Origin of the sequence: Streptomyces sp. NPDC059994 (assembly GCF_042737755.1) — a bacterium.
GTDB lineage: Bacteria > Actinomycetota > Actinomycetes > Streptomycetales > Streptomycetaceae > Streptomyces.
On the sequence record NZ_JBHWUR010000087.1, the window covers coordinates 1 to 23096 of the forward strand.

Sequence of the window (23096 nt, forward strand, 5' to 3'; positions counted from 1 at the left end):
CGTGTCACAGGGGCAGAGGAGTTCAGGGATACGAGACCAACGTCGACGGCGTCGTCGAGGTGCCCGAGGTGGCCGCCCCGGTGCCGTTGACGACGTGTGCGTACTGCCCCTGGCCGCCGAGTGAGATCACCAGCAGGTCGTGCAGCCGCACGCCCGGCCGGTCCGGCACCTCGAAGCCGTGGTCCTGGACGATCGTCGGATCCACGTTGTAGTAGCAGTAGCTGCCCAGTCCCCAGCCCTCGTGCGTGGTCACCGAGTCGGCCACCTTGTACGCGGCGAACCCGCGCACGCTCCCGTTCTGGACTGCGGCCTGGTTGGGCGCGTCGTACGACTTCTCGTTCTGGAAGAAGACCGTCCGGCCGCGCTCGCCGTTCCACCGCACGTCGTACTTGTTGAAGTGCTCGACGAACAGGCCCGTGGCCAGGACGTCGTCGCCGTTGACCGTCAGACCGTAGTCGGCCCGGTTGGTGTCCCAGCCGACGCCGCTGCCGTGGTCGGCGCGCCACAGCCAGGTGTGGTCGACGATGGTGTGGTTGCTGTTGATCTCCATGCTGGTGGTCGCCCGGCCCGCGCCCGCCCCGCCGATCCGGACGAACACGTCCTGGACGGTCGTCGGGTTCGCCGCGTGGTTCGCGCTCGCCCCGGGCGGCCCGACCTGGAGCAGTACGGGCGAGTTCACCGGCCCCGCGTCGATGAGGAACCCGGCGAGCCGCACCCCGTCGACGTCGGCGACCCGCATCGCGGTGACGCCGTTGTCCGGCACGATGGTGGCGAGCCCCAGGCCCAGGACCACCGTGTCGGGCCGGGTGACCTCGATCGGGCGGTCGACGTGGTAGATCCCGGGCGTGAACAGCAGGTTGAGGCCCTGGGCGAGCGCCTGGTTGATGGTCGCCGCGGTCGCGCCGGGCTTCACCACGTAGAACCGGCTCAGCGGGACCGAGCTGCCCGGCGTCGCGCCCGAACCCCAGGAGACATCGCGCGCGTTGGTGCGTTTGGCGGGCACGAACACCTTGTAGTCGTTGCCGTCGAGATAGAGGAACGGCTTCTCGCGCGAGACCGGTGTGGTGTCGAGCGTGGTGTACGGGGGAGTGGGGAAGCTCTGCGCGGGCGCGCCCCGCACCCCGGAGAAGGTCATGTTCCACACGCCGTTGGTCCAGCCGCCCACCGAGCTGTCACGGGTGTACCACTGCTGCTGCGAGTACGGCCCGACCGTGCCGTCGATCCTGCTGTCCGCGATATAGCCGCCGCTGGCCCAGCCGTAGCCGTTCGGGGCCAGATTGAGGCCGCCCTTCACGTGCATCCGCCGGAACGGCGCGGCCTGCGCGACCGCCCAGCGGTCGGTGCCGCTGACCGGGTTGAGCGCCAGGTTCTCGGCGGAGCGCCAGAAGTTCTGGGTGGCGTTGCCGTTGAACCAGCCCGCGTCCACGGTCACATCGCCGTTGAAGGTCGTGTCGTCGGGGTTGAGCCCGAGCCCCGCTATCGACGTGTAGAAGCCGAGGTTGGCATTGATGCCGTTGTACGTTCCGGGCTTGAACAGAAGGGCGTAGCGGCCGGTGCCGAACTGCGCCGACTCCTGCTGCCGGAACACCTGGTCGAGCTTGCCCTGGATATCGGGGGTCGACGGGTCGAAGACCAGGACGTCGGGGCCCAGGTCCCCGCCGCCGGGCAGGGTGGAGCCGCTGCTGCCGAACACCTGGAACTCCCAGAGGGAGTACCCGTATCCGGTGGCGCGGGCCGTCCCGTACATCCGTACATAGCGGGCGGTGCCCGAGATGCTCAGGGTCTCGGTGCCGCCGGGGCCGCCGGCCGTGGAGTAGGCCGTGGTCCAGGCGGTGCCGTCGGTGGAGAGCTCGATGCGGTACGCCTTGGCGTACGCCGCCTCCCACTTGAGGACCACCTTGCCGAGCGCGGCCGGGGCGCCGAGGTCGACCTGGATCCACTGCGGATCGGAGAACGCGCTCGACCAGCGGGTTCCGTCGTTCCCGTCGACGGCCGCGGCGGCCGGGGTGCCGCCGTTCTCCTGGCTGGACACGGTGACGGGCCGGCCCTGGGAGAGCGGCGGCGGATCGGCGTGGGCGGGGGGCGCGGGGACGAACAGGAGCAGCGCGGCCACCAGCGCGGCGGCCACGGCCGCGGCGAGCCGCCGAGGGTGTGCGAACGGTCCGGGGGGCACCGGCGAACCGGTGGGGGGAGCGTGCATCGAGCCTCGATCCGGGTCGTGGGGGTGAGGAACGGAATCTGAGAGCGCTCTCTGACTGCATCCAGATGGTTCTCCCGTGCTACCGACACGTCAAGAGTTGTACGCGTACCGGTTGTTGGGGCCAGGCTCGGTCGCGCCCGCGGGGCCCGCTTCTTGACCCAGGACAGTGCCTGCGCCTGCGCCAGGCCCGGTCGCGCCCGCGGGGCCCTGATTCGCGGCGCCCGTTTCCCCTTCCTCGCCCCGCGCCGGCGGGGCGCTCTCCCCCGTAGGCCGCTCAGCGTGCGGCGCGCTCCTCGACCGGGGCCCGCCAGCCGGGCTGCTCGGGGACGGCGGGCGCCTCGTCGGCCGGGGCGCGTCGGCCGTCGCGCGCGAAGAAGTCGGCCGGCGGCAGGGTCGCGGCGCCGACCGTGACCGCGTCCGGGCCGAGCCGCCCGAACTCGATGGTGACGCGCTCGGCGGGGTGCCGCAGGGCGTACGCGGTGGCGTGCGCGCACCGACTCCAGGATGCACGGGCCGAGTTGGAGCCCCGCCCAGCCGCCGATGAGGATGCGCTCGGGGTTGTGGAGGTTGATGAGGTCGGAGAGTCCGGCGCCGAGGTACCCGGCGGTCTCGTCGAGCACGGCCCGCGCGACGGGGTCGTGGGCGGGGCGGCTTCCGTCCGTTCCGGCAGAAGCGTCCGCCTCGGCGCTGCCCTCCGTCACGGCCTCCGGATATGCCGCCGCCACCGCCGCCACCGCCACCAGCGCCACCAGCGCCACCAGCGCCACCAGCGCCGACACCGCCGTCTCCTCCGCGATGCCGTCCGGCAGGGCGGCGCCCGCCTCGCGCCGGCGTGCGACCAGGGCCTCCGCCCCCGCGTACGCCTCCAGGCAGCCCGGCGCGCCGCACCGGCAGCGGCGGCCGCGCACGTGGTGGGCGCCACTACGCCGGGATCATCGCGGGCCGCCGCCGCCGCGCCCCGCGCGCGGCCTGACTCCGTCAGGTCCGGCCCGGCCCCTGGAGGTACGCGGCCAGCCGGTCGAGGAAGACCCGCTGCCCCGCCACCAGCCTGGCCGACGCCTGTTCCGGCGGGAGCCAGGCGACGCGGTCGATCTCCGGGAACTCCTGCCGCACGCCGGAGCCCCGGGGCCACTCCATGGTGAAGGTGCCGGGTACGACAGCCGTCAGATCGAGGTCGGCCTCGACCGCCCAGACCGTCACTACCTTCCCGTTGGCCTGCCGCGACTCGCCGAGCGGCACCCGGGCGGCCTCGGGGGCGGGCAGGCCCAGCTCCTCCTCGAACTCGCGCAGGGCCGCCGCCTCCGGTGTCTCCTCCGGGCCGTACTCGCCCTTGGGGATCGACCAGGCGGCCTCGTCGCGGCCGGACCAGAACGGTCCGCCCATGTGCCCGATCAGCACTTCGACGCCGCTCGGTGCGGTCCGGTAGAGGAGGAGCCCCGCGCTGCGCTTCTCGGCCATGCCGCCCAGTGTGATGGCTGATTAGGTTACCGGCGATCGGGTTATAGCAGAAAGAAGTCATATATCTGGGCATTTCGGATGCGTGTCCGCCCGGAACCCCACATCGGAGAGGGAGCGCCATGGCCCGTCGCCGACTGCTGCCGTGGAGACACCGCCGCGATCTGACGCCGCCCCAGCGGCGCCGGCGCCGTCTGGCCGTCCGCTCCACGCTGGCGGTGTGCGTGCTCGGCGCCGGGACCGTGGGCTGGTCGGTCCGCGAGGCCCTGACCTATCCGGGTGACGACAGCACGGCCGCGCGCCTGGCGGGCTGGGCCCGCGAGCACGAGCTGGGCTTCGTCGTCGACGAGCTGGAGAACCTCCAGTACGAGATGGACCCGCCGAAGATCGGCGGGTCGCTGCCCGGCGAGTCGCTGGCCCGGATGCGCAAGGCCGCCGTCGCCCCCTCGGTCGCGGCGCGCGGCGGGCTGCCGCTGCGGGCCCCGATGCGTCCGCTGGTCGCCCCGGCGCTGGTGGGCGAAGGCGTCTGGCGCGCACTGGTCTCGGCCCGCGGCCGACCGATCGTGCAGGGCACCTATGTGCGCCCCGACGCCGCCCACACCTCGTACGAGGCGGCCGTCGCCTGGGTCAGCGCCAAGGACTCCCGCTTCCAGCTGCACCCCGGACTGCGCGAGCCGGGCGGATCCTTCGCCGTCCCGCCCAGCATCCCCAAGGGGCAGCGCACCGGCCTGGTGGCGTCCTGGAACGGCGGCTTCAAGATCACCGACGGCGGTTCCCGGGGCGGCTTCTACCTCGCGGGCAAGACCGCGGGCGAGCTCCGCGACGGCGCCGCCTCCGAGGTCTTCTACCGCGACGGCTCGATCCGCATCGGCATCTGGGGACGGGATGTGCGGATGACGCCGGACGTCGTGGGGGTGCGCCAGTGCCTCGATCTGATGGTCGACGGCGGCCGGGTGGTGCCCGACATCGACAACGACGCCAAGTGGGGCGCCACCGACCAGAGCAGGATGTACGTGGCGCGCTCCGGCGTCGGCGTCACCGCCGAGGGCGATGTGATCATGGTCGTCGGCCAGGCCCTGTCGGCCCGTACGCTCGCCGGGCTGATGGAGCGCGCGGGCGCGGTCCGCGCCATGCCCCTGGACATGAACCGCGCCTGGCCGTCCTTCATGAGCTACGACGGCAGCCGCACCCCGGACGACCCCGCGCCCGCCAACATCCTCGACTTCGAGAACCCCCCGGAGCGCTACTACAACCAGGCCACCCGTGACTTCGTCGCCGTCTACGCCCGCTGACACCCAACGGGCGCCCCGGCTACGGCTGGTGGACGTACGGCGTGGTCGTGCTCAGCCGCGAGAAGCCCAGACGGCGCAGGATCGGGGCGCTCTGGTCGGAGGCGTCGACCTGGAGGAAGCGGTACCCGCGCTCGGCGGCGACGCGGGCGCGGTAGGAGACCAGCGCCCGGTAGATGCCCTTGCCGCGCCAGGCCTCGGTGGTGCCGCCGCCCCACAGCCCGGCGAACTCCGTACCCGGAATCAGCTCCATCCGGGCCGCGCACACCGGCACCCCGTCCGCCATGGCCACCACCGCGACCAGGGTGTCGGGGGCCTCGGCGAGCTGGAGCTCCATGCGCCGGGCGGTCCTGGAGGCGTCGTCGCCGAACGCCTGCTCGTGGACGGCCGTCATCAGCGCGACCCCGGCCGCGTCGGTCACCGCCACCAGCTCGACGCCCTCGGGCAGCGCCACCTCACCGAGCTGGTCCTTGGTCTCCGCGACCATCAGGGCCTCGGCGGGCTCGGCCGTGAACCCGGCCGCCAGCAGCCGCTCGCCGAGGTCGCCCGGGGCGTCGTGCGCGTACTGCTTCCACTCGAACTCGCGGGCCGGCGAGGCGAAGTGCCGTATCTGCTCGGCGATCTCGCGGTCGGCGGACGCCTCGTCGAGGTCCGACCAGAGGATCCCGTTCCAGACGGGATCCGGTCCGACCTGGCGGACGACCCGGCCCGCGCGCTCGACCCGGGCACCGGGGCCGCCGGGCGGCGAGGTCTCGCGCATCTGCCGGTCGAACAGGGCCAGCACTTCTTCGTTGTTCATGCGCCCACTCCAGCATCGGCGGACGGCGGTGACAAACGAGTTTCGGACCGCTCCGGAAGGAGTGGATCCGTCTGCAGCTCCCGCGGTAGTCCGTGCACCGCGACTGGTTGACGCCACGCGCCTGACCTGCAGGAGCTGCGGCGCATGCTGCACGTCCTGCGCGCCGAGGACCTCGACGGTGAGCCGTCGGCCCCGATGCCCGGCCTCTCACGCCTCTCGGACATGGTGGAGCGGTTGCGGGCCGGCGGTCTGCCGGTCGAGCTGCGGGTCGAGGGGGAGGCCCGGCCGCTGGCGCCCGGCGTCGACCTGTGCGCGTACCGGGTGGCGCAGGAAGCGCTCACCAATGTCCTGAAACACGCCCCCGGCGCACGTACGCGCTGCGGGCCGGCGCCTCGGGGTTCCTGTTCAAGGACTCGGGGCCGGAGCGGCTGCTCACCGCGGTCGCGGCGGTCGGCGGCGGCGACACCCTCTTCGCGCCGAGCGTCACCCGGCGCCTGGTGGAGTCCTTCGCGCGGCCCGCCGAGCGCTTCCCGCGCCTCTCGTCGGACCTGGCGGCGCTCACTGTCCGCGAGGGGCGAGGTCCTCAAGCTCACCGCGCGCGGCCTGTCGAACCTGGAGATCTCCGACCACCTCTTCATCAGCGAGGCGACGGTCAAGACCCATCTGAACCGGGCCATGAGCAAACTGGACCTGGCCGGCCGGGCGCAGGCGGTGGTGCTCGCGTATGAGTCGGGGCTCGTCACACCGGGCGGGGGAGCGGGATGGCTCCCGCGTACGCACGAAAGCTCCCGAGCTCCCGAGTGCGCCCGAAGATGTCAACTCCCGTCGGGAGCCGTGCTGTTGTAGCGGAGCAGATACGCGGCGAACCGGTCGAGGTCGGCTTCCTCCCAGTCCGCGAGCCGCTCGTGGAAGGCGTACCGCCGCAGCACCGCCGCCTCGGCGAGCTTCTCGGTGCCGGCGGCGGTGAGGTGGAGCAGCTGGATGCGGTGGTCGGCCGGGTCGGTGCGGCGCTCGATGAACCCCAGCTTCTCCAGGGCCGCGATCTGCCGGCTGATGGTCGACTTGTCGAGCATGTAGTACGCGGCGAGGTCGGTCGCGCGGCACCCCTGCTGGTCCTCCATGTGGGACAGCAGAGTGAAGGAGACCAGCGACAGCTCCGGGTGCATGCGCGCGGCGGCGGCCCGGGCGCGGCGGGCGAACGCGGTCAGCTCCCGCTGGATGGTGGTGACCGACTGATCTCGGCTGGGCACGGCTGGTCCTCTCACTGGCTAGTTGCACAATACAACGCCAGTGGGGGCGGTGCTCATCCGCCACTCGGGGCCGGGCTCACTCCTCCCCGTCCACCGTATCCAGCGCCTGCGTCAGCCAGCGGATCCAGAACGTCTCCAGCTCGATGCCGCCGCGCAGCACCAGATGCCGCAGCCGGTCCTGCTCGCTGTCCCGCTCCGGCGGGAAGTCCCGCCGCTCGATCCCCTCGTACATCTCCAACTGCCGCTCGTGCAGGTCGAGATGGCGGCGCAGCTCGGCGGTCAGCCCGTCCGTGCCGACCACCGCCGCCGCCCGCATCCGCAGCAGCAGCGGGTCCCGCATCGGGCGCGGGTCCTGCCCGGCGGCCGCCCACGCGGCGAGCTCCGCGCGGCCCGCGGGCAGGACCTCGTACTCCTTCTTCTGGCCGCGCGCCGGGGCTTCGGACGGCAGCGCGCGGATGGACCCGGACTGCTCCAGCTTGCCCAGCTCACGGTAGATCTGCTGGTGCGTCGCGGACCAGAAGAAGCCGAACGACCTGTCGAACCGGCGGGTCAGCTCAAGCCCCGACGAGGGCTTTTCGAGCAGGGCGGTCAGGATCGCGTACGGGAGGGACATGACCGCATCCTAGATTCCGCCGCGCCGCCCGGGTCCTCAGAGGGCCGCCGCCAGCCTGGTGCCCTGGTCGATGGCGCGCTTGGCGTCCAGCTCGGCGGCGACGTCCGCGCCGCCGATCAGGTGCACGCTGGCGCCCGCCGCCGCCAGCTCCTCGTACAGGTCGCGGCGCGGCTCCTGCCCCGCGCACAGGACCACGGTGTCCACCGGCAGCACCGTGGAGTTGCCGTCGACGGTGATGTGCAGGCCGGCGTCGTCGATCCGGTCGTAGCTGACGCCCGGCACCATCGTCACGCCGCGGTGCTTGAGCTCGGTGCGGTGGATCCAGCCCGTCGTCTTGCCCAGGCCCGCGCCGACCTTGGAGGTCTTGCGCTGGAGCAGGTGCACCGCGCGCGGGGGCTTGGGCCGCTCGGGCGCGCGCAGCCCGCCGCGCTCGCCGTACGAGGTGTCGACGCCCCACTGCCGGAAGTACGTCTCGGGGTCCAGGCTCGCCGCGTCGCCGCCGTCGGTGAGGAACTCGGCGACGTCGAAGCCGATGCCGCCCGCGCCGACGATCGCCACGCGCTCGCCGACCGGGGCGCCGTCGCGCAGCACGTCCAGGTAGGTGAGGACGCTGGGGTGGTCGGAGCCGGGGATCTCGGGGGTGCGTGGCGTCACGCCGGTGGCGACGACGACCTCGTCGTAGCCGCCCGCGGTGAGCTCCCCGGCGGTCGCCGTGGTGTTCAACCGGACTTCCACGCCGCGCAGTTCCAGCTGCGTACGGTAGTAGCGCAGCGTCTCGTCGAACTCCTCCTTGCCGGGCACCCGCTTGGCGATGTTCAGCTGGCCGCCGACCTCCGCCGCCGCGTCGAAGAGGGTGACCGCGTGGCCGCGCTCGGCCGCCGAGACCGCGAAGGCGAGCCCGGCCGGGCCCGCGCCGACCACCGCGAGGTGCTTGCGGCGCTTGGTGGGGGAGAGGATCAGCTCGGTCTCGTTGCAGGCGCGCGGGTTGACCAGACAGGAGGTGATCTTCCCGCTGAAGGTGTGGTCCAGACAGGCCTGGTTGCAGCCGATGCAGGTGTTGATGGTCTCGGACCGTCCGGCCCGCGCCTTGGCGACGAACTCGGGGTCGGCGAGGAACGGCCGCGCCATCGACACCATGTCCGCCCGGCCCTCGGCGAGCAACTGCTCGGCCACTTCCGGGGTGTTGATGCGGTTGCTGGTGATCAGCGGGATGGAGACGGACCCCATCAGCTTCTTGGTCACCCAGGTGTACGCGCCGCGCGGCACCGAGGTCGCGATGGTGGGGATACGGGCCTCGTGCCAGCCGATGCCGGTGTTGATGAGGGTCGCCCCGGCCGCCTCGATCGCCCGCGCCAGTGTGACGACCTCCTCCAGGGTGGAGCCGCCGGGCACCAGGTCCAGCATGGAGAGCCGGTAGATGAGGATGAAGTCGTCGCCGACGCGCTCGCGGGTGCGGCGGACGATCTCGATGGGGAAGCGCATCCGGTTCTCGTACGAGCCGCCCCACCGGTCGGTGCGCCGGTTCACGGCGCCCGCGATGAACTCGTTGATCAGATAGCCCTCGGAGCCCATGATCTCGACGCCGTCGTACCCGGCGGACTTGGCCAGCTCGGCCGCGCGGACGAAGTCCTCGACCGTCTGCTCGACCTCGTCGTCGGTCAGGGCGTGCGGCACGAAGGGGCTGATGGGGGCCTGGAGCGCGCTCGGCGCCACCAGGTCCTGGTGGTAGGCGTACCGGCCGAAGTGGAGGATCTGCATCGCGATCCGCCCGCCCGCCGCGTGCACCGCGTCGGTGACCGTACGGTGCTGGGCGGCCTCCGCCTCGGTGGTGAGCCTGGCGCCACCCTCGTACGGGCGGCCCGCGTCGTTCGGGGAGATGCCGCCGGTGACCATGAGGCCGACCCCGCCGCGCGCCCGCTCGGCGTAGAACGCCGCCATCCGCTCGAACCCGTTCTCGGCCTCTTCGAGCCCGATGTGCATGGACCCCATCAGCACCCGGTTGGGAAGCGTGGTGAAGCCGAGGTCGAGGGGGCTCAGCAGGTGGGGGTAGTCGCTCATGGGGGCGCCTCCAGGTACGGCGGTGTCGTCGCTCCAGTTGTAGAGCACGGGGCGCGGTTATGCAACAAGTTGCATAAAGGTGCTGGCGAGCCCTCGACCGCTCGTGGGCCGGACGGCCCAGGGCCCGGCGGGAACGTCCCGCCGGGCCCGCGCTCACGTGCCGCGGATCACACGCTCCGCCAGTACGGATCACACCTTCCGGTAGTCGTACGCCTCCGAGGCCGCCGCCTCCACCGCGTCCAGATCCGCCCCGGCCGAGGCGGTCACGACGGCCGCCACCGCACCCTCCACGAAGGGGGCGTCGACGAGCCGCGTCCCCGCCGGGAGCTCGTCGCCCTCGGCAAGGAGCGCCTTCACGGTGAGCACCGCGCTGCCCAGGTCCACCAGGACCGCCACGCCCGCACCCCGGTCGACGGCGGCCGCCGCCTCCGCGATGAGCTCGGAGCTGGTGCCGAGGCCGCCGTCGGGGGTGCCTCCCGCCGCCGCGACGGGAGCGGTCGCGCCGCCGCCCGCAAGACCGGTCGCGAGCGCGGCGACGGCGGAGGCGACCTCCGCGCTGTGGGAGACGAGCACGACCCCGACGAGTCCGTCGGCCTCGCCCCCGCTCATGCGACGGCCTCCTGGAGCCCCGCGATGAGCAGCGCGGCCGAGGTCGCGCCCGGATCCTGGTGGCCGATGGAACGCTCGCCCAGATAGCTGGCCCTGCCCTTGCGGGCCTGGAGCGGCACGGTCGCGAGCGCCCCGGCCTCCGCCGCCGCGCCCGCCGCCGCGAAGGACTCCCCGAGCGCCTCGACGGCCGGGATCAGCGCGTCCAGCATCGTCTTGTCCCCGGCGGCGGCCCCGCCCAGCTGCGCCACCGCCGCCACGCCCTCGCCCAGCGCGGTGGCGAGCTCCTCCCGGCTCACCTCGGCCCGGTCGCCGAGCGCCTTGCCGGTGCGGCGCAGCAGCGTCCCGTACAACGGTCCGGACGCGCCGCCCACGGTCGAGATCAACTGCCGTCCGGCGAGGGTGAGTACGGCGCCGGGGGTGTCCGGGGCCTCCTTCTCCAGGACGGCGGTGACGGCGGTGAAACCGCGCTGGAGGTTGGCGCCGTGGTCGGCGTCGCCGATGGCCGAGTCCAGTTCGGTCAGCCGCGCCGCCTCCCGGTCCACGGTCGAGGCCGTCACGGTCATCCAGCGACGGAAGAAAGCGGCGTCGAGCACGAGCCCTCCTTGAGGTGTAGGTGTTGGGGTACGGATGGGATACGGGCCGGGGCCGGGTCGGGCCACGGCGGTCAGCAACCCCACCGCAGGGCGGGCGTGTTCACCGGCGCGTCCCACAGCCGCAGCAGCTCCTCATCGGCCTGACACAGCGTCACCGAGCAGCCCGCCATGTCGAGGGAGGTCACATAGTTGCCCACGAGCGTGCGGGCCACCGGGACGCGCCGCTCGGCCAGCACCCGGTGCACCTCGGCGTTGAACCCGTACAGCTCCAGGAGCGGCGTCGCCCCCATGCCGTTGACCAGGAGCAGGACGGGACTCGACGGCTTGAGATCCTCCAGGACGGCGTCCACGGCGAAGTCCGCGATCTCCCGGGAGGTCATCATGGGCCGCCGCTCGCGCCCGGGCTCGCCGTGGATGCCGACGCCGAGCTCCAGCTCGCCGGGCGGCAGAACAAAGGTCGGGCTGCCCTTGGCGGGGGTGGTGCAGGCGCTGAGCGCGACGCCGAAGCTGCGCGAGCTCGCGTTCACCCGGCGGGCGATGGCCTCGACCCGTTCCAGGGGCGCGCCCTCCTCGGCCGCCGCGCCCGCGATCTTCTCCACGAAGAGGGTGGCCCCGGTGCCGCGCCGCCCCGCGGTGTACAGGCTGTCGGTCACGGCGACGTCGTCGTCGACGAGCACCTTGGCGATCTGTACGCCCTCGTCCTCGGCGAGCTCCACGGCCATGTCGAAGTTGAGGACGTCACCGGTGTAGTTCTTGACGACGAACAGCACCCCGGCCCCGCTGTCCACGGCGGCCGCGGCCCGCACCATCTGGTCCGGCACGGGTGAGGTGAACACCTCACCGGGACACGCGGCGGCGAGCATCCCGCGCCCCACGAACCCGCCGTGCAGCGGCTCGTGCCCCGACCCGCCCCCGGACACCAGCCCGACCTTTCCGGCGAACGGCGCGTCCCGCCGCACGATCACCCGGTTCTCCACGTCGACGGTCAACTCCGGATGCGCGACCGCCATCCCGCGCAGGGCGTCGGCGACGACGGTTTCGGCGACGTTGATGAGCATCTTCATGGGGTGCCTCCGGGTGATGTCAGCGGAAGTCGCGCCGGTCGCCGGTGAAGTGTTCGGTGGGTGAGCAGGTACTGCGCGTACAGCGGCCCGTTGGAGTGGCCGATCAGATGGACCGGGCGGCTGCCGTTGGCGCGGTAGGTGTTCTCGACGAGTTCGCGCGTACGGGAGAGGAAGCCGCCCAGGTCCGGAGTGAGCCGGGAGTCGTACCCGGCGACCCGGATGCCCCGGCCCCGCCGCAGGCCGGCGGCTTCGAGGGAGCGGTAGAGAGGCTCGTAGAAGGGGGCGCTGCGGGTGCTGCCGTACTCCTTGAGCCGTACCGTCACGCCCTGCTGTTCCGAGAGGCGCGACGGCACCGGTCCGGTGCGGTCCGCGTCGTAGCGCAGGGTCAGCAGCCGGTCCTGGCAGACCTGGCGGAAAACGGTGCTCGGACGGTCGTTGAGGTACCAGTCCTCGAAACTGCCGGAGCGGGGGCAGTCGGGCGCCGAGGTCTGGCCGCTGACGTTCACCGTGAGCTTGGCGAGGTGGAAGGCGGGGAGGAGGACGACGGGTGCGGGGCGGAGGCTCGCCGCACCGGCTGTGGCCGGAGCCGCGGCGAGCAGGAGCAGCGTCGCGACGAGCACCCGGAGCCAGGACGTACCGCGCATACGGGAGTACTCCCTTCGGCGTTCGGCGGGGAACGCGGATCACCGTAGCCACTGCCGGGCTCCCCGGCGCGGGACGACCGCCGCGTGTCGGCCACACGGGGGCCTGGCCTGCGCGCGTCGGGCGTTTCCGGCCTGCCCCCTGGTGAGTATGGGCCGGGAGGGGGAGGGAAGGGAGAGGGACAGGCCATGGAGAAGAGATTGCGGCTGCGGTGGTCGGTGCTGGCCCGGGCGACCGCGCTCGGGCTGGCCGTGAGCGTGCTGCCGGTTGCGGCGGTCGCCGGGCCGGGCCGCGTTGGCGTCGCGGGCGGGACCGAACAGAGTGGCATTGAACAGATCGGGGGCGATCAGAGCCGGAGCGAACGGAGCCAGGCCGAACCAAGGCAGCCCGATCTGCGTCAGGCCGATCTGCGTCAGGCCGAGCCGAGCCAGGCCGAGCCGAGTCAGGCCGGGCTGCGTCGGGCTGATCCGGGCCAGGTCGATCCGGGGCAGGCCTACCCGGCCCAGGCGGACCCGAGTCGGCCCGACCTGAGCCAGGCCCACTCGTCCGAGGCCTACCCGTCCCAGGCCTACCCGAGTCGGCCTGACCTGAGCCAGGCCCACTCGCCCCAGGTCTACTCGTCCCAGGCCGACCTGAGCCAGGCCCACTCGTCCCAGGCCCACTCGTCCCAGGCCCACTCGTCCCAGGCCTACCCGGGCCAGGCCGACCCGTCCCAGTCCTACCCGGGCCAGGCCGACCCGGGCCAGACCCACTCGTCCCAGGCCGACCCGGGCCAGGCCGACCCGGGCCAGGCCGACCCGGGCCAGGCCGATCCGGGCCAGGCCGATCCGGGCCAGGCCGATCCGGCCCAGGCCCACTCGCCCCCGGCCCACCCGACCCGGGCCCACCCGCACCACCCCCAATCAACCCACCCCCAATCAACCCACCCCCAATCAACCCACCCCCAATCAACCCACCCCCAACCAACCCACCCCCAACATCACTTGGCGTCCGCCACCCGCACCCCCGCCGACCTCGCCCGCCTGCTACGGGACCTCCCCAAGGGCGGTGACCTGCATCATCACCTCGGCGGTGCCGTCCGCGCGGAGTCGCTCATCGGGTACGCCGCCCGTGACCGCAAGTGCGTGGACGCCACCACGTACGTCGTCACCCCCGGACCGCAGCCGTGCGGCCCCGGACAGCGGCCCGCCCAGGACGCCACACGCCCCGGGCCGTTCCGCCGCGAGGTCGTCCGGGCCTGGTCGATGCGCGGCTTCGTGCTGCCGCCCGACGGTGACCCGCAGCCCGGCCACGACCACTTCTTCGCCACCTTCGGGAAGTTCGCCGGGGCCGAGGCGGGCCACGACGCGGACATGCTGGCCGAGGTGGCCCGGGATGCCGCGCGGGAGCGGACCACGTACGTGGAGACGCTGGTGACGGTGGCGGCCGAGCCGCTCCGGCGGCTGGTCGACCGGGTGCATCCGGCGGACCCCGGCCCGTCCGGCCTGGCGGAGTTCCGCGACGCCCTCACCCGGGACCCCCGGTTCCAGGAGATCGTTCAGCAGGCCGCGGCCGCCTACGACCAGAGCTTCACCGACTACCGCAAACTCCTCGGCTGCGACCGTGCGCCCGCGCCGCGCGGGTGCTCCGTCGTCATCCGCTTCGACTACCAGGTCGGCCGCGCCCAGGCCGCCCGCCATGTCTTCGCCCAGCAGATCCTCGGCTTCGAGCTCGCCCGCCGCCGGATCGGCCGGGTCGTCGGCGTCAACATGGTCCAGCCCGAGGACGCCCCGGTCGCCCTGCGGGACTACACCCTGCACATGAAGATGATCGGCTTCCTCAAGTCCCGGGCCCCGTCCGTGCACGTCAGCCTGCACGCCGGTGAGCTGGTCGAGGGCCTGAACGGGGTCAGTCGGCGCGATCTCGCCTTCCACATCGCCCAGGCCGTCGACGTGGCGGGCGCCGATCGTGTCGGACACGGCGTCGATCTCGTCCACGAGCGCGGCCACCAGGCCCTGGCGGCCCGGATGCGCAGGCGGCACGTCCTGGTCGAGGCACCCCTGATCAGCCACGCCCAGATCCTCCGGGTCGACGGCGACCGGCACCCCCTGCACACCTATCTCGATGCCGGGGTGCCCCTCGCGCTGGCCACCGACGACCCGGGCGTCAGCCGCAGCAGCCTCACCGAAGTCTTCCAACTGGGCGTCACCGACCAGGGCCTGGGCATCGAGGAGCTGCGGACCTCCGCGCGTGCCTCGCTGGACCACGCCTTCGTCGAGGGGGCGAACCTGTGGCAGGAGCAGGACCGGTACGACAGCTTCGCCGCGCCCTGCCGGAGCGACACGCCCGACCCGGACCGGAGGCCCGGTGCCGTGTGCCGGACGTTCCTGGCCGGCAGCCCCAAGGCCGCCCTCCAGTGGCGGCTGGAGACGGACTGGAGGGCGTTCGAGCGCCGCTGCGCGCGCGACTGAGCGCATCGTTGAGCCTCAGGGGCATATACGCATGATTCGGGCAGGATGTCGCCCATGAATCTTTTCCGACTGAGGCCAGGCCCAGGCCCAGACCCAGGCCCAGCCCCAGGGTCAGGGTCAGGGCTGGGCCTGAGCCTGGGGCTGCGGCTGGGGCTCAGCCTCACCGCCTCGGGGGCGCTCCTGCTGACCGGCGGGGCCCCTGCCGACGCGGCCCAGGCACCCGGCCCGGCGCCCGATGTGACGTCCCGTACGGGCCAGGGGGCCGCTCCCGGCGGCGACGGCTGGTCGGACGGCGACGTCCTCGGCTTCTGGACCCCCGGGCGCATCTCCTCCGCGACCGACCCCGGACGCCCCGACTCGGACGGCGTCCCGGCCGGTACGCCCGGCCCCCCGGCCTCCGTGCCCGGCATGCCGAGCGCCGAGCACATCCCCGGGATCGCCTCCGTCGGCGTGCTGTTCACCTCCGCGGGCCCGGACCCGACGACCGGTGAGATGCGCGCGCACAAGTGCTCGGCGAGCGTGGTGGAGAGCGGTGGCCACGACCTGATCCTGACGGCGGGTCACTGTGCGGGCGGGCGGGCCGTCTTCGTACCGAAGTACCGCTCGCGCAGTGAGCTGGCCGACCAGCCGTACGGGTTCTACCGGGTCACCGACTGGTTCGTGGACGACCAGTACGTCCGCAACAGCAAGGGGGCCGTCTCCGACCTGGACTACTCCTTCGCCCGGCTGGCGCCGTCGGCCGACGGCAGGGACGTACAGGACGTCGTGGGGGCCAACCACCTCGTCCGAAAGGCCGGTTACCGCCAGAACGTGACGATGCTCGGCTATCCCCGGGTGGGGCGCAATCCGTCGGACCGGCCGGTGCGCTGCGCGGCGCGGTCGGGGCCGCTGTCCGGGTTCCGGCAGATGCGGGTCGTGTGCGCCGGGATGTGGGGCGGGGTCTCCGGCGGGCCGTGGTTCTCGGACGTCGACTGGGGCGCCGGCACCGGCGAGATCATCGGGAACGTCGGCGGCTACTACGGCGGCGGTATGGACTTGCCGGAGTCCGATCCACGGTACAACCAGATCACCTACAGCCCCGTCTACGGCGACCGCTTCTTCCGGCTCTACGCCGACGCCCAGAACGGCAGACGGCCGCACTACGGCTCGTACCGTCAACCCAAGTCATAGGAAGCCGAGTTGGGCGGACGGCGGGCGGATCCGGTGAACCGGGTCCGCCCGCCGCCCTGACCGCGCCGCGGCCCGCTGCCATGGGTACCCTCCGGGCTGCCTGGCGGGGGCGCAGGAGCCAGCAGGGGGCGGGGTCGCGACACGGCCGTACCAGGGGCGGGCGGGGACGCCCCGGGAGGATTCCCGCGGTGCCCCCGCCGCTGGGTGACGGGCGTCAGGCTCAGACGACTTCCATCGTCGCCATCATGCCCATCGCCGCGTGGTCGAACATGTGGCAGTGGTAGACGTACTTGCCGCGGTAGCCGGTGAAGGTGGCCTGCACCTTCACCTTCTCGCCCGGCATCAGCCGGACCGTGTCCTTGAGCCCGGACTCGGGCCCGGACGTCACCGGTACGCCGTTGCGCTCCAGCACCCGGAACTGGACCAGGTGGATGTGGAAGTTGTGCGGCACCCGCTGGTTGACGTTGCTGACCGTCCACACCTCGGTGTCGCCGTACTTGATGGTGGTGTCGACACGGTTGCCGTCGTACACCTTGTCGTCGATGTACCCCATGCCGTCCGCGACGCCCTCGTCCACGCGCAGGACCACATTGCGGTTGACCGTCGGCGTCGGCAGCGCGGGCAGGGTGCGCAGCTTCGCCGGGACGCGGCTGTAGTCCGCGGCCTTGCGGGTCACCCGGAACTGGAGCACCGGCGTGGGGGGCACACCCACGGGCACGTTCTCCGTGTTGACGATCTGCAGGGTGGTGCCCACCGGGTACTTGGAGAAGTCGATGACGACGTCGGCGCGCTCGCCGGCGGTCAGCGAGATCGTGTCGGTGGTCACCGGGGCCTCCAGCAGGCCGCCGTCCCCACCGATCTGCTGGACGGTCGAGCCGTCCGACAGCTTCAGGGTGAAGAACCGCATGTTGGCCGTGTTGTACAGCCGGAAGCGGTACTTGCGCGCCGCGACCTCGAAGTACGGCCACGCCTTGCCGTTGGCGAGGATGACGTTCCGGCCCCGGAAGTCGTTCATCTGGTAGACGAGCTGCCCGTTGTCGTCGAAGCGGGCGTCGCGGATGGCGATCGGGACGTCGTACGCGCCCGAGGGCAGCCCCAGCGCCTTCTCCGGCAGGTCCATCAGCGTGTAGAAGCCGGTCAGACCGCGGAAGACGTTCTCCGACTCGACGTGGTGCGCGTGGTCGTGGAACCACAGGTTCGCGTTGGGCTGGCTGTTCGGGTACGTGTAGGTCTTCTCGCCGCCCGGCTGGATGAGGTCCATCGGCGTGCCGTCGCTGGACTCCGGGACGTGGCCGCCGTGCAGATGGATCGAGGTCGGCGTGGGCAGGTCGTTCTTCTGCGTCACCACCACGCGGTGGCCCGAACAGGCCTTGATCCACGGGCCGGGAAAGTGGCCGTCGAAGGTGCGGACGGTCGTCTGCCTACCCGGGATGATCTCGGTCTGGACCTCTTTCATCTCAAAGCTGTAGTACGACGTCGTGCCCGATATGCGGTCCGGCTTCAGGGTCTCCGGGACCGGCATCTCCAGGGCGAACTTGGGGATGGTGGTCGGGTCGATGTCGGTGGCCTGAGCCTGCGCCTCGCTGCTCAGGGCCGGAATCAGCAGTCCCGCGCCCCCCACGGCACCGGTGAGCGCGACGCCGGCCTTCATCGCATTTCTGCGTGTGATCATCAAGAACTCTCCCAGCGAGACATGCTGAGGACGCCCCCGCGGCGTCCTGGCAGTGATCGTGCGGGCGGCGTGCGGGCACTCCCGCAGGCGCCGCCGGCCTGTCACGCGGTCCGGCGAGTGGATCGGCTCGCCGCCGCCTGACCGGCAGTCCCGGGGAACAGCCCCACCTGGTTCATGAAGCTCGGCCTCGGGGTGTCGCATGGTGCTTCGGCGCCCTTCCGGGGTGGGGCCCGGCGTGACGCAGTAGATCTTGTCTTCCAGTCTCCCGGTGGCACTCTGGCCGAACAAGACACTCTGGTTTCAGGGTTGTGTCAGATTTCGCAAATAACTTGCCGGTTGTGTAGGGGCTCTGGCATCCGAACGTCAGACTCCGTCAGGCACCCGAGGATGGGCTGTCCGGGGGCGGGGAGCTATCGTCAGAAGTCCGGATCGGTCGCGCGTCCGGAACATGTGGGCGGCCCCGGACCGTAGAGGGCCGGTTCCGCGGTGACAAGGGGGGCGGTCCAGCCATGGAGCAGGACGATGCCGTGATCGGCTGCACCGGCGAAGTGCTGATCGGAACCCGTGGTTCCGGCGGCCCCGGCGAGGTCCTGGTGCGGGTCCGCGGTGGCTCGGAGACGTTCCTCGCCTGGTCCGAGGAGCCGTTGCCGCGCGGGGCGAGGGTCCTCGTCGTGGAGTCCCGTGGCACGCGTCAGGTCGACGTCATCGAGTGGGCCGACCCGCTGGACGAACTGGGCCTCGGCACCGGCTGAATCCGCCCGGCCCCTCGGGACCACTCATCAGCACCTCAGGCAACAGACAAGGGAGACCCAGATGTTCGGTTACCGCGTGCCCGCCCCGGACGAGGCGATGCTCATCTCGGGCGGCAGACGAGGCCTCGGGGGAGCGCCGTTCCGGGTGGTGACCGGGCACGGCAAGTTCGTGCTCCCCGTCTTCCGCAAGACGCGGTTCCTCACTCTCGCGATGTGCGAGGCCGAGGTCACCGAGACCTGTGTGACCAAGCAGGGCATCGCGCTCACCGTCCGGGCCGTCATCGCCTTCAAGGTCGGCAACGACGACGAGAGCATCGTCAACGCCGGTCAGCGCTTCCTCTCCGACCAGGACCAGATGTCGGTGCTCACCGGCCGGATCTTCGCCGGTCATCTGCGGGCGATCATCGGCTCGATGACCGTCGAGGAGATCGTGACCGAGCGCCAGAAGCTGGCCGCCGAGGTCCTGGACACCTCCAAGTCGGAGATGGCGAAGATCGGCCTGATCGTCGACTCGCTCCAGATCCAGTCGATCGACGACGGCGACACCGGCTACATCGAGGCGATGTCGGCCCCGCACAAGGCGGCCATCCAGCGCCAGGCCCAGATCGCCCAGGCGCAGGCCACCCAGGCCTCGGTCGAGGCCGAGCAGGTGGCCGCGCGCAACCAGGCCGAATACGCCCGCCAGACCGCCGTCGTCAAGGCCGAGTACTCGGCCGAGGTCGACCGTGCCCAGGCCAAGGCCGCCCAGGCCGGCCCGCTCGCCCAGGCCCACGCCCAGCAGGAGGTCCTCGCGGCCCAGACCGAACTGGCGCTGCGCCAGGCCAAGCTGCGCCAGCAGCAGCTGGTGGCCGAGATCGTCAAGCCCGCCGAGGCGGAGGCCGAGCGCATCAGGGTGCTGGCCGTGGCCGAGGCCGAGCGGATGAAGATCCAGGCCGAGGCGGCCGCCTCGTACGACCGGGTCGCGCTCGACCGGATGCTGATCGACCAGCTGCCGCAGATCGTCAAGGAGGCAGCGGGCGGTCTCGCGGGCGCCAACGTCAACGTGCTCAACGGGGCCGACGGCCTGGGCGAGATCGCCGCGGGCCTGGTCGGCCAGGGCCTGACGATCCTCGACTCGGTACGGCAGAACCTGAGCGGATCCGGCCAGGGCCAGGACCGGCGCGACGGCTCCGCCAAGGGGAGCAGTCTGCTGGAGCTGCAGAGTTACCTCGGTGCGCCCGGGAAGCCCGCGCGGGGAGAGGGAGAAGGGCCGGCCGAGGGCACCTCGCAGGCCAGGACCGGCGACGGTCCGGTCACCCTGGACTGAATCCGGCCATCGCGGTTCGGGCACGGATTGGTCAAGCGGCCCGGGAGAAGCGTGATGGGGGGTGTCCTGCGGGTGAATCGTGCGCGAGGATGGGGTTATGACCGCGGCCCATCGCGCCATGGCTCAGTTGGAGACATGGCCGAATCTGGTAAGTGGCCCGCCCCGGTGCGCCGTTGGGCAAGCCTTCCGCACGACGGAGTACGAGGTGGTGCACTTCCACTCCGACTACGCCGCCGATCTGCATCTCACCCACACGGCGATAGAGCGGCTGCTGCCCGAGCTCCGGCGCAGCACCGCGATCCGGGTGACACCCGGATCCGCCTGGCTCACCGTGCTCCTCGACTGCGACGCGGACGTCGAACTGCTGCTCAGTCTGATCAGCGTGGCGCTGAAGGCGCAGGGCGACGCCCGTCAGTGCCAACCCGGGCCGCCGTGCGAGTGGTACGGCTCGGCCGCGCCCTCACCGCGCGCCACGGTCGGGGTGGGGGCGGCGCCCGTAGCCACCCCCCACGGCCTGGTCCCCGCCGCCCGGCGGGCGATGGGCCGCCTCATCCCGCACGGCCACCGGCCGGGCTGACGCCCCTGGGCTCCCCCCAGTAGTCGGCGCGAACCGCCGCCGGGTTCCGGCGCGTTGGTGTGGGCTGGATCACGCGCGTTTTCAGGGTGGAATCGGCGGATCAATGTGCGAACCCGCCGGTGAAACGCCTGGTGCGGATGCGAGGATGAGCGCGCCATGACTGCCGGAGACGCTTGCCGCACTGTGCGGGCCGCGATGTTCGCGGCCCTCTGCGTGCTGCTCACCGCGCTCGGGCACGCCCTCATGTCCCAGGCTCCGGTGCCCTGGTGGGCGCTGGGTTGCGGCTTTGTCGCGACCGGCGCCACGGCGTGGGCCCTGGCGGGGCGCGAGCGCGGGTTCGGGCCGGTCGTGGCCGTCGCCGTGGGGGCGCAGGCGGTACTGCACGAGCTGTTCTCGTGGGCCCAGGCCACCGCGCACCCGGCCATGCCGCCCATGGACATGCCGATGAGCGGGGTGTCCACGGGGCATATGAGCCATATGGGTTCCATGGGCCACGACATGGCCGGTATGCCCCTGGGGATGTCCCCCACCGGCATGCTCGCCGCCCACCTCCTCGCCGCGCTGCTGTGCGGCCTGTGGCTCGCGCACGGTGAGCGCGCGGCCTTCCGGATCCTGCGGGCCTTCGCAGGCTGGCTCTTCGCCCCGCTGCGGCTGACCCCGCTCTCGGCCGCGCCACCGCGGCCCCCGCGCCTGCGCGCCCGCCGGGACCGTACGGTCCGCTCGCCCCGGCAGCTCTTCCTCGTCCACGCGATCACCTCACGGGGTCCGCCCGCCGGGACCGCTGTCGTCTGACGACAGCCGGTTCCCCGCGGCGTCCCCGGAGTCCTCTCCGGCGCCCCGGGCATCGGCCGCACACCTTCGTGCCGCCGTACCCCTTCACCGGACCCGCCCGCCTCGCGGGCCGGTCCGGATCCCGGATTCCCGAGAAGGACATCAGGTGATCACTCCTGCCCTGCCCCGCTCGCGTGACGAGTCGACGGACCAGGCGATAACGGCCTGGGCGCTCGCCGCCCGCACCGGCGACCCCGAAGCCGTCGAGCACTTCGTCCGCGCGCTCCACCGTGACGTACGCCGTTACGTCACCTACCTCGGCGCCGACCCGCAGGCCGCCGAGGATCTGACCCAGGACACCTTCCTGCGGGCCCTCGGCAGCCTGCACCGCTTCGAAGGCCGCTCCTCCGCCCGCACCTGGCTGCTCTCGATCGCCCGCCGCGCGGTGATCGACAACCTGCGGTACACCGCCGCGCGGCCGCGGGTGTCCGACACCGACGACTGGCAGTCGGCCGCCGAGCGGGCCCAGCCCCGGGGGCTGCCCGGGTTCGACGACGGGGTGGCCCTCGCCGACCTCCTCGCGGCGCTCCCGGACGAGCGCCGGGAGGCCTTCGTCCTCACCCAGCTCCTCGGGCTGCCCTACGCGGACGCGGCCCATGTCAGCAACTGCCCCGTGGGGACGGTGCGCTCCCGGGTGGCCCGGGCCCGTCAGTCGCTGATCGAGCGGCTGCACGCCGCCGAGGGCGCCGAGCTCGCGGCCGTCCCGGCCTGAGCGACACGGAAGGCCCGGACCGTGTGCGGTCCGGGCCTTGCCGTTCTACGAGCGACAGTTCAGGCGCCGTCCGGCTCCCCCTGGAACGCGCTCAGGATCCGCTCCGCCGCCAGCGTCGGTGTCAGCTCGCCGTCGCGGACGCGCCGCTCAAGGGCGGGGGCGAGGTCGCGTACCGCCGGATGGGAGCGCAGCCGGTCCAGCAGCTCGTCCTGGACCATCGTCCACGTCCAGTCGACCTGCTGGTCACGGCGTTTGGCGGCGAGGCGCCCGGTGGAGTCGAGGAGCGTGCGGTGCTGGTCGATCCGCTCCCAGACGGTGTCCAGGCCGCTGGACTCGCGGGCGCTGCAGCACAGCACCGGCGGCGTCCAGGCCGCGTCCACCGGATGCATCAGGCGCAGCGCGCCCGCCAGTTCGCGCGCTGCCGACTTCGCGTCGCGCTCGTGCGGCCCGTCCGCCTTGTTCACGGCGATCACGTCCGCCAGCTCCAGGACGCCCTTCTTGATGCCCTGGAGCTGGTCGCCCGTACGCGCGAGGGTGAGCAGCAGGAACGAGTCGACCATGTCGGCGACCGTCGTCTCGGACTGGCCGACGCCGACGGTCTCCACCAGGACGACGTCATAGCCCGCCGCCTCCATCACCACCATGGACTCGCGGGTCGCCTTGGCGACGCCGCCCAGGGTGCCCGCGCTCGGCGAGGGCCGCACGAACGCCGCCGGGTCCACCGCGAGCCGCTCCATCCGCGTCTTGTCGCCGAGGATGGAGCCGCCGGTACGGGTGGAGGACGGGTCGACGGCGAGCACCGCCACCCGGTGGCCGAGGCCCGTCAGCATCGTGCCGAAGGCGTCGATGAAGGTGGACTTGCCCACCCCCGGCACCCCGCTGATGCCGATCCGCCGGGCGTTCCCGGCGTGCGGCAGCAGCTCGGTGAGGAGCTGCTGGGCGAGCGTGCGGTGGTCGGGGCGGGTGGACTCGACGAGGGTGATCGCGCGGGCGACGAACGCCCGCTTCCCGTCGAGCACACCCTTGACATAGCTGTCGAGATCGATGCGCACGG

Annotated in this window: 20 protein-coding genes and 3 pseudogenes; 10 read left to right on the forward strand and 13 right to left on the reverse strand. The window is 72.4% G+C overall.

Going from position 1 to position 23096, the window contains the following annotated elements:
- Window positions 1–22: 22 nt before the first annotated feature.
- From ACFWA7_RS30460 to ACFWA7_RS30470, 3 genes and pseudogenes are all read right to left on the reverse strand, one after another.
- The gene (locus ACFWA7_RS30460) at window positions 23–2200 is read right to left on the reverse strand and encodes a discoidin domain-containing protein (protein ID WP_385826305.1); all 2178 of its coding nucleotides are present in this window, start codon (window positions 2198–2200) and stop codon (window positions 23–25) included.
- Between the two features lie 274 nt (window positions 2201–2474).
- Window positions 2475–3108 (reverse strand): annotated as a pseudogene (locus ACFWA7_RS30465) (ROK family protein); the annotation flags it as partial.
- Window positions 3109–3178: 70 nt separating this feature from the next.
- A complete protein-coding gene (locus tag ACFWA7_RS30470; protein ID WP_385544762.1) occupies window positions 3179–3658 on the reverse strand; it encodes an NUDIX domain-containing protein in 480 nt (159 codons plus the stop codon).
- Window positions 3659–3777: 119 nt separating this feature from the next.
- On the opposite strand from ACFWA7_RS30470, the gene ACFWA7_RS30475 reads away from it, so the two are divergent.
- Window positions 3778–4947 carry a phosphodiester glycosidase family protein gene (locus ACFWA7_RS30475; protein ID WP_385826308.1) on the forward strand — a complete coding sequence of 390 codons (1170 nt, stop codon included), beginning with the start codon at window positions 3778–3780 and terminating at the stop codon, window positions 4945–4947.
- Between the two features lie 19 nt (window positions 4948–4966).
- On the opposite strand, the gene ACFWA7_RS30480 is transcribed toward ACFWA7_RS30475, so the two are convergent.
- Window positions 4967–5743, reverse strand: a complete 777-nt coding sequence (locus ACFWA7_RS30480) for a GNAT family N-acetyltransferase (RefSeq protein ID WP_385544756.1) — start codon at window positions 5741–5743, stop codon at window positions 4967–4969.
- Between the two features lie 126 nt (window positions 5744–5869).
- Here ACFWA7_RS30480 and ACFWA7_RS30485 point away from each other — a divergent pair.
- Window positions 5870–6112 (forward strand): annotated as a pseudogene (locus tag ACFWA7_RS30485) (sensor histidine kinase); the annotation flags it as partial.
- Window positions 6113–6117: 5 nt separating this feature from the next.
- Window positions 6118–6496 (forward strand): annotated as a pseudogene (locus ACFWA7_RS30490) (DNA-binding response regulator); the annotation flags it as partial.
- 62 nt (window positions 6497–6558) lie between these two features.
- On the opposite strand, the gene ACFWA7_RS30495 reads toward ACFWA7_RS30490, so the two are convergent.
- From ACFWA7_RS30495 to ACFWA7_RS30525, 7 genes are all read right to left on the reverse strand, one after another.
- On the reverse strand, window positions 6559–6993 hold the full coding sequence (locus tag ACFWA7_RS30495) for a MarR family winged helix-turn-helix transcriptional regulator (protein WP_385826311.1): 435 nt from the start codon (window positions 6991–6993) through the stop codon (window positions 6559–6561).
- Window positions 6994–7069: 76 nt separating this feature from the next.
- Complete coding sequence (locus ACFWA7_RS30500) at window positions 7070–7606, reverse strand: PadR family transcriptional regulator (protein ID WP_385544751.1); 537 nt, start codon at window positions 7604–7606, stop codon at window positions 7070–7072.
- 36 nt (window positions 7607–7642) lie between these two features.
- Window positions 7643–9664 (reverse strand): FAD-dependent oxidoreductase, encoded by a 2022-nt coding sequence (locus ACFWA7_RS30505; RefSeq protein ID WP_385826314.1) that lies wholly within the window; start codon window positions 9662–9664, stop codon window positions 7643–7645.
- Between the two features lie 189 nt (window positions 9665–9853).
- On the reverse strand, window positions 9854–10273 hold the full coding sequence (locus tag ACFWA7_RS30510) for a PTS-dependent dihydroxyacetone kinase phosphotransferase subunit DhaM (protein WP_385544745.1): 420 nt from the start codon (window positions 10271–10273) through the stop codon (window positions 9854–9856).
- Window positions 10270–10866 (reverse strand): dihydroxyacetone kinase subunit DhaL, encoded by a 597-nt coding sequence (gene dhaL, locus ACFWA7_RS30515; RefSeq protein ID WP_385544742.1) that lies wholly within the window; start codon window positions 10864–10866, stop codon window positions 10270–10272. Before dhaL ends, ACFWA7_RS30510 begins: the two co-directional genes overlap by 4 nt.
- Window positions 10867–10937: 71 nt before the next feature.
- Entirely contained in the window at window positions 10938–11930 is a 993-nt protein-coding gene (gene dhaK / locus ACFWA7_RS30520; protein WP_385544739.1) for a dihydroxyacetone kinase subunit DhaK, read from the reverse strand.
- The gene (locus ACFWA7_RS30525) at window positions 11927–12574 is read right to left on the reverse strand and encodes an esterase/lipase family protein (RefSeq protein WP_385826317.1); all 648 of its coding nucleotides are present in this window, start codon (window positions 12572–12574) and stop codon (window positions 11927–11929) included. Before ACFWA7_RS30525 ends, dhaK begins: the two co-directional genes overlap by 4 nt.
- A gap of 186 nt (window positions 12575–12760) precedes the next feature.
- On the opposite strand from ACFWA7_RS30525, the gene ACFWA7_RS30530 reads away from it, so the two are divergent.
- Together ACFWA7_RS30530 and ACFWA7_RS30535 are read left to right on the forward strand one after the other, a co-directional pair.
- The gene (locus tag ACFWA7_RS30530) at window positions 12761–15022 is read left to right on the forward strand and encodes a hypothetical protein (RefSeq protein ID WP_385826320.1); all 2262 of its coding nucleotides are present in this window, start codon (window positions 12761–12763) and stop codon (window positions 15020–15022) included.
- A gap of 237 nt (window positions 15023–15259) precedes the next feature.
- Window positions 15260–16192, forward strand: a complete 933-nt coding sequence (locus ACFWA7_RS30535) for a trypsin-like serine peptidase (RefSeq protein WP_385826324.1) — start codon at window positions 15260–15262, stop codon at window positions 16190–16192.
- Between the two features lie 220 nt (window positions 16193–16412).
- On the opposite strand, the gene ACFWA7_RS30540 is transcribed toward ACFWA7_RS30535, so the two are convergent.
- Window positions 16413–17864, reverse strand: a complete 1452-nt coding sequence (locus tag ACFWA7_RS30540) for a multicopper oxidase family protein (protein WP_385544728.1) — start codon at window positions 17862–17864, stop codon at window positions 16413–16415.
- 509 nt (window positions 17865–18373) lie between these two features.
- Here ACFWA7_RS30540 and ACFWA7_RS30545 point away from each other — a divergent pair.
- The 5 genes from ACFWA7_RS30545 (at window position 18374) to ACFWA7_RS30565 (ending at window position 22042) form a co-directional block, all read left to right on the forward strand.
- Window positions 18374–18616: a hypothetical protein gene (locus ACFWA7_RS30545; protein ID WP_283144791.1), complete on the forward strand. Its 243-nt coding sequence runs from the start codon at window positions 18374–18376 to the stop codon at window positions 18614–18616.
- A gap of 61 nt (window positions 18617–18677) precedes the next feature.
- The gene (locus tag ACFWA7_RS30550; protein WP_385544724.1) at window positions 18678–19922 is read left to right on the forward strand and encodes a flotillin family protein; all 1245 of its coding nucleotides are present in this window, start codon (window positions 18678–18680) and stop codon (window positions 19920–19922) included.
- A 118-nt stretch (window positions 19923–20040) separates the two neighbouring features.
- Entirely contained in the window at window positions 20041–20499 is a 459-nt protein-coding gene (locus ACFWA7_RS30555) for a luciferase family protein (protein WP_385826336.1), read from the forward strand.
- Between the two features lie 156 nt (window positions 20500–20655).
- Window positions 20656–21291, forward strand: coding sequence for a hypothetical protein (locus ACFWA7_RS30560; RefSeq protein ID WP_385544718.1), 636 nt, complete (start codon window positions 20656–20658; stop codon window positions 21289–21291).
- A 145-nt stretch (window positions 21292–21436) separates the two neighbouring features.
- On the forward strand, window positions 21437–22042 hold the full coding sequence (locus ACFWA7_RS30565) for a sigma-70 family RNA polymerase sigma factor (RefSeq protein ID WP_385544715.1): 606 nt from the start codon (window positions 21437–21439) through the stop codon (window positions 22040–22042).
- 59 nt (window positions 22043–22101) lie between these two features.
- Here the strand turns inward: ACFWA7_RS30565 and meaB are convergent, their stop codons facing one another.
- Window positions 22102–23094, reverse strand: a complete 993-nt coding sequence (meaB, locus tag ACFWA7_RS30570) for a methylmalonyl Co-A mutase-associated GTPase MeaB (RefSeq protein ID WP_385544712.1) — start codon at window positions 23092–23094, stop codon at window positions 22102–22104.
- Between the last annotated feature and the right edge of the window lie 2 nt (window positions 23095–23096).

Coding starts and splice junctions, on each gene's coding strand:
- ACFWA7_RS30480 (WP_385544756.1), bottom strand. CDS start 5,743: ATGAACAACGAAGAAGTGCTGGCCCTGTTCGACCGGCAGATGCGCGAG.
- ACFWA7_RS30500 (WP_385544751.1), bottom strand. CDS start 7,606: ATGTCCCTCCCGTACGCGATCCTGACCGCCCTGCTCGAAAAGCCCTCG.
- ACFWA7_RS30505 (WP_385826314.1), bottom strand. CDS start 9,664: ATGAGCGACTACCCCCACCTGCTGAGCCCCCTCGACCTCGGCTTCACC.
- ACFWA7_RS30550 (WP_385544724.1), top strand. CDS start 18,678: ATGTTCGGTTACCGCGTGCCCGCCCCGGACGAGGCGATGCTCATCTCG.
- ACFWA7_RS30555 (WP_385826336.1), top strand. CDS start 20,041: ATGGCTCAGTTGGAGACATGGCCGAATCTGGTAAGTGGCCCGCCCCGG.
- ACFWA7_RS30525 (WP_385826317.1), bottom strand. CDS start 12,574: ATGCGCGGTACGTCCTGGCTCCGGGTGCTCGTCGCGACGCTGCTCCTG.
- ACFWA7_RS30530 (WP_385826320.1), top strand. CDS start 12,761: ATGGAGAAGAGATTGCGGCTGCGGTGGTCGGTGCTGGCCCGGGCGACC.
- ACFWA7_RS30470 (WP_385544762.1), bottom strand. CDS start 3,658: ATGGCCGAGAAGCGCAGCGCGGGGCTCCTCCTCTACCGGACCGCACCG.
- ACFWA7_RS30545 (WP_283144791.1), top strand. CDS start 18,374: ATGGAGCAGGACGATGCCGTGATCGGCTGCACCGGCGAAGTGCTGATC.
- dhaK (WP_385544739.1), bottom strand. CDS start 11,930: ATGAAGATGCTCATCAACGTCGCCGAAACCGTCGTCGCCGACGCCCTG.
- ACFWA7_RS30510 (WP_385544745.1), bottom strand. CDS start 10,273: ATGAGCGGGGGCGAGGCCGACGGACTCGTCGGGGTCGTGCTCGTCTCC.
- ACFWA7_RS30475 (WP_385826308.1), top strand. CDS start 3,778: ATGGCCCGTCGCCGACTGCTGCCGTGGAGACACCGCCGCGATCTGACG.
- ACFWA7_RS30560 (WP_385544718.1), top strand. CDS start 20,656: ATGACTGCCGGAGACGCTTGCCGCACTGTGCGGGCCGCGATGTTCGCG.
- ACFWA7_RS30540 (WP_385544728.1), bottom strand. CDS start 17,864: ATGATCACACGCAGAAATGCGATGAAGGCCGGCGTCGCGCTCACCGGT.
- ACFWA7_RS30460 (WP_385826305.1), bottom strand. CDS start 2,200: ATGCACGCTCCCCCCACCGGTTCGCCGGTGCCCCCCGGACCGTTCGCA.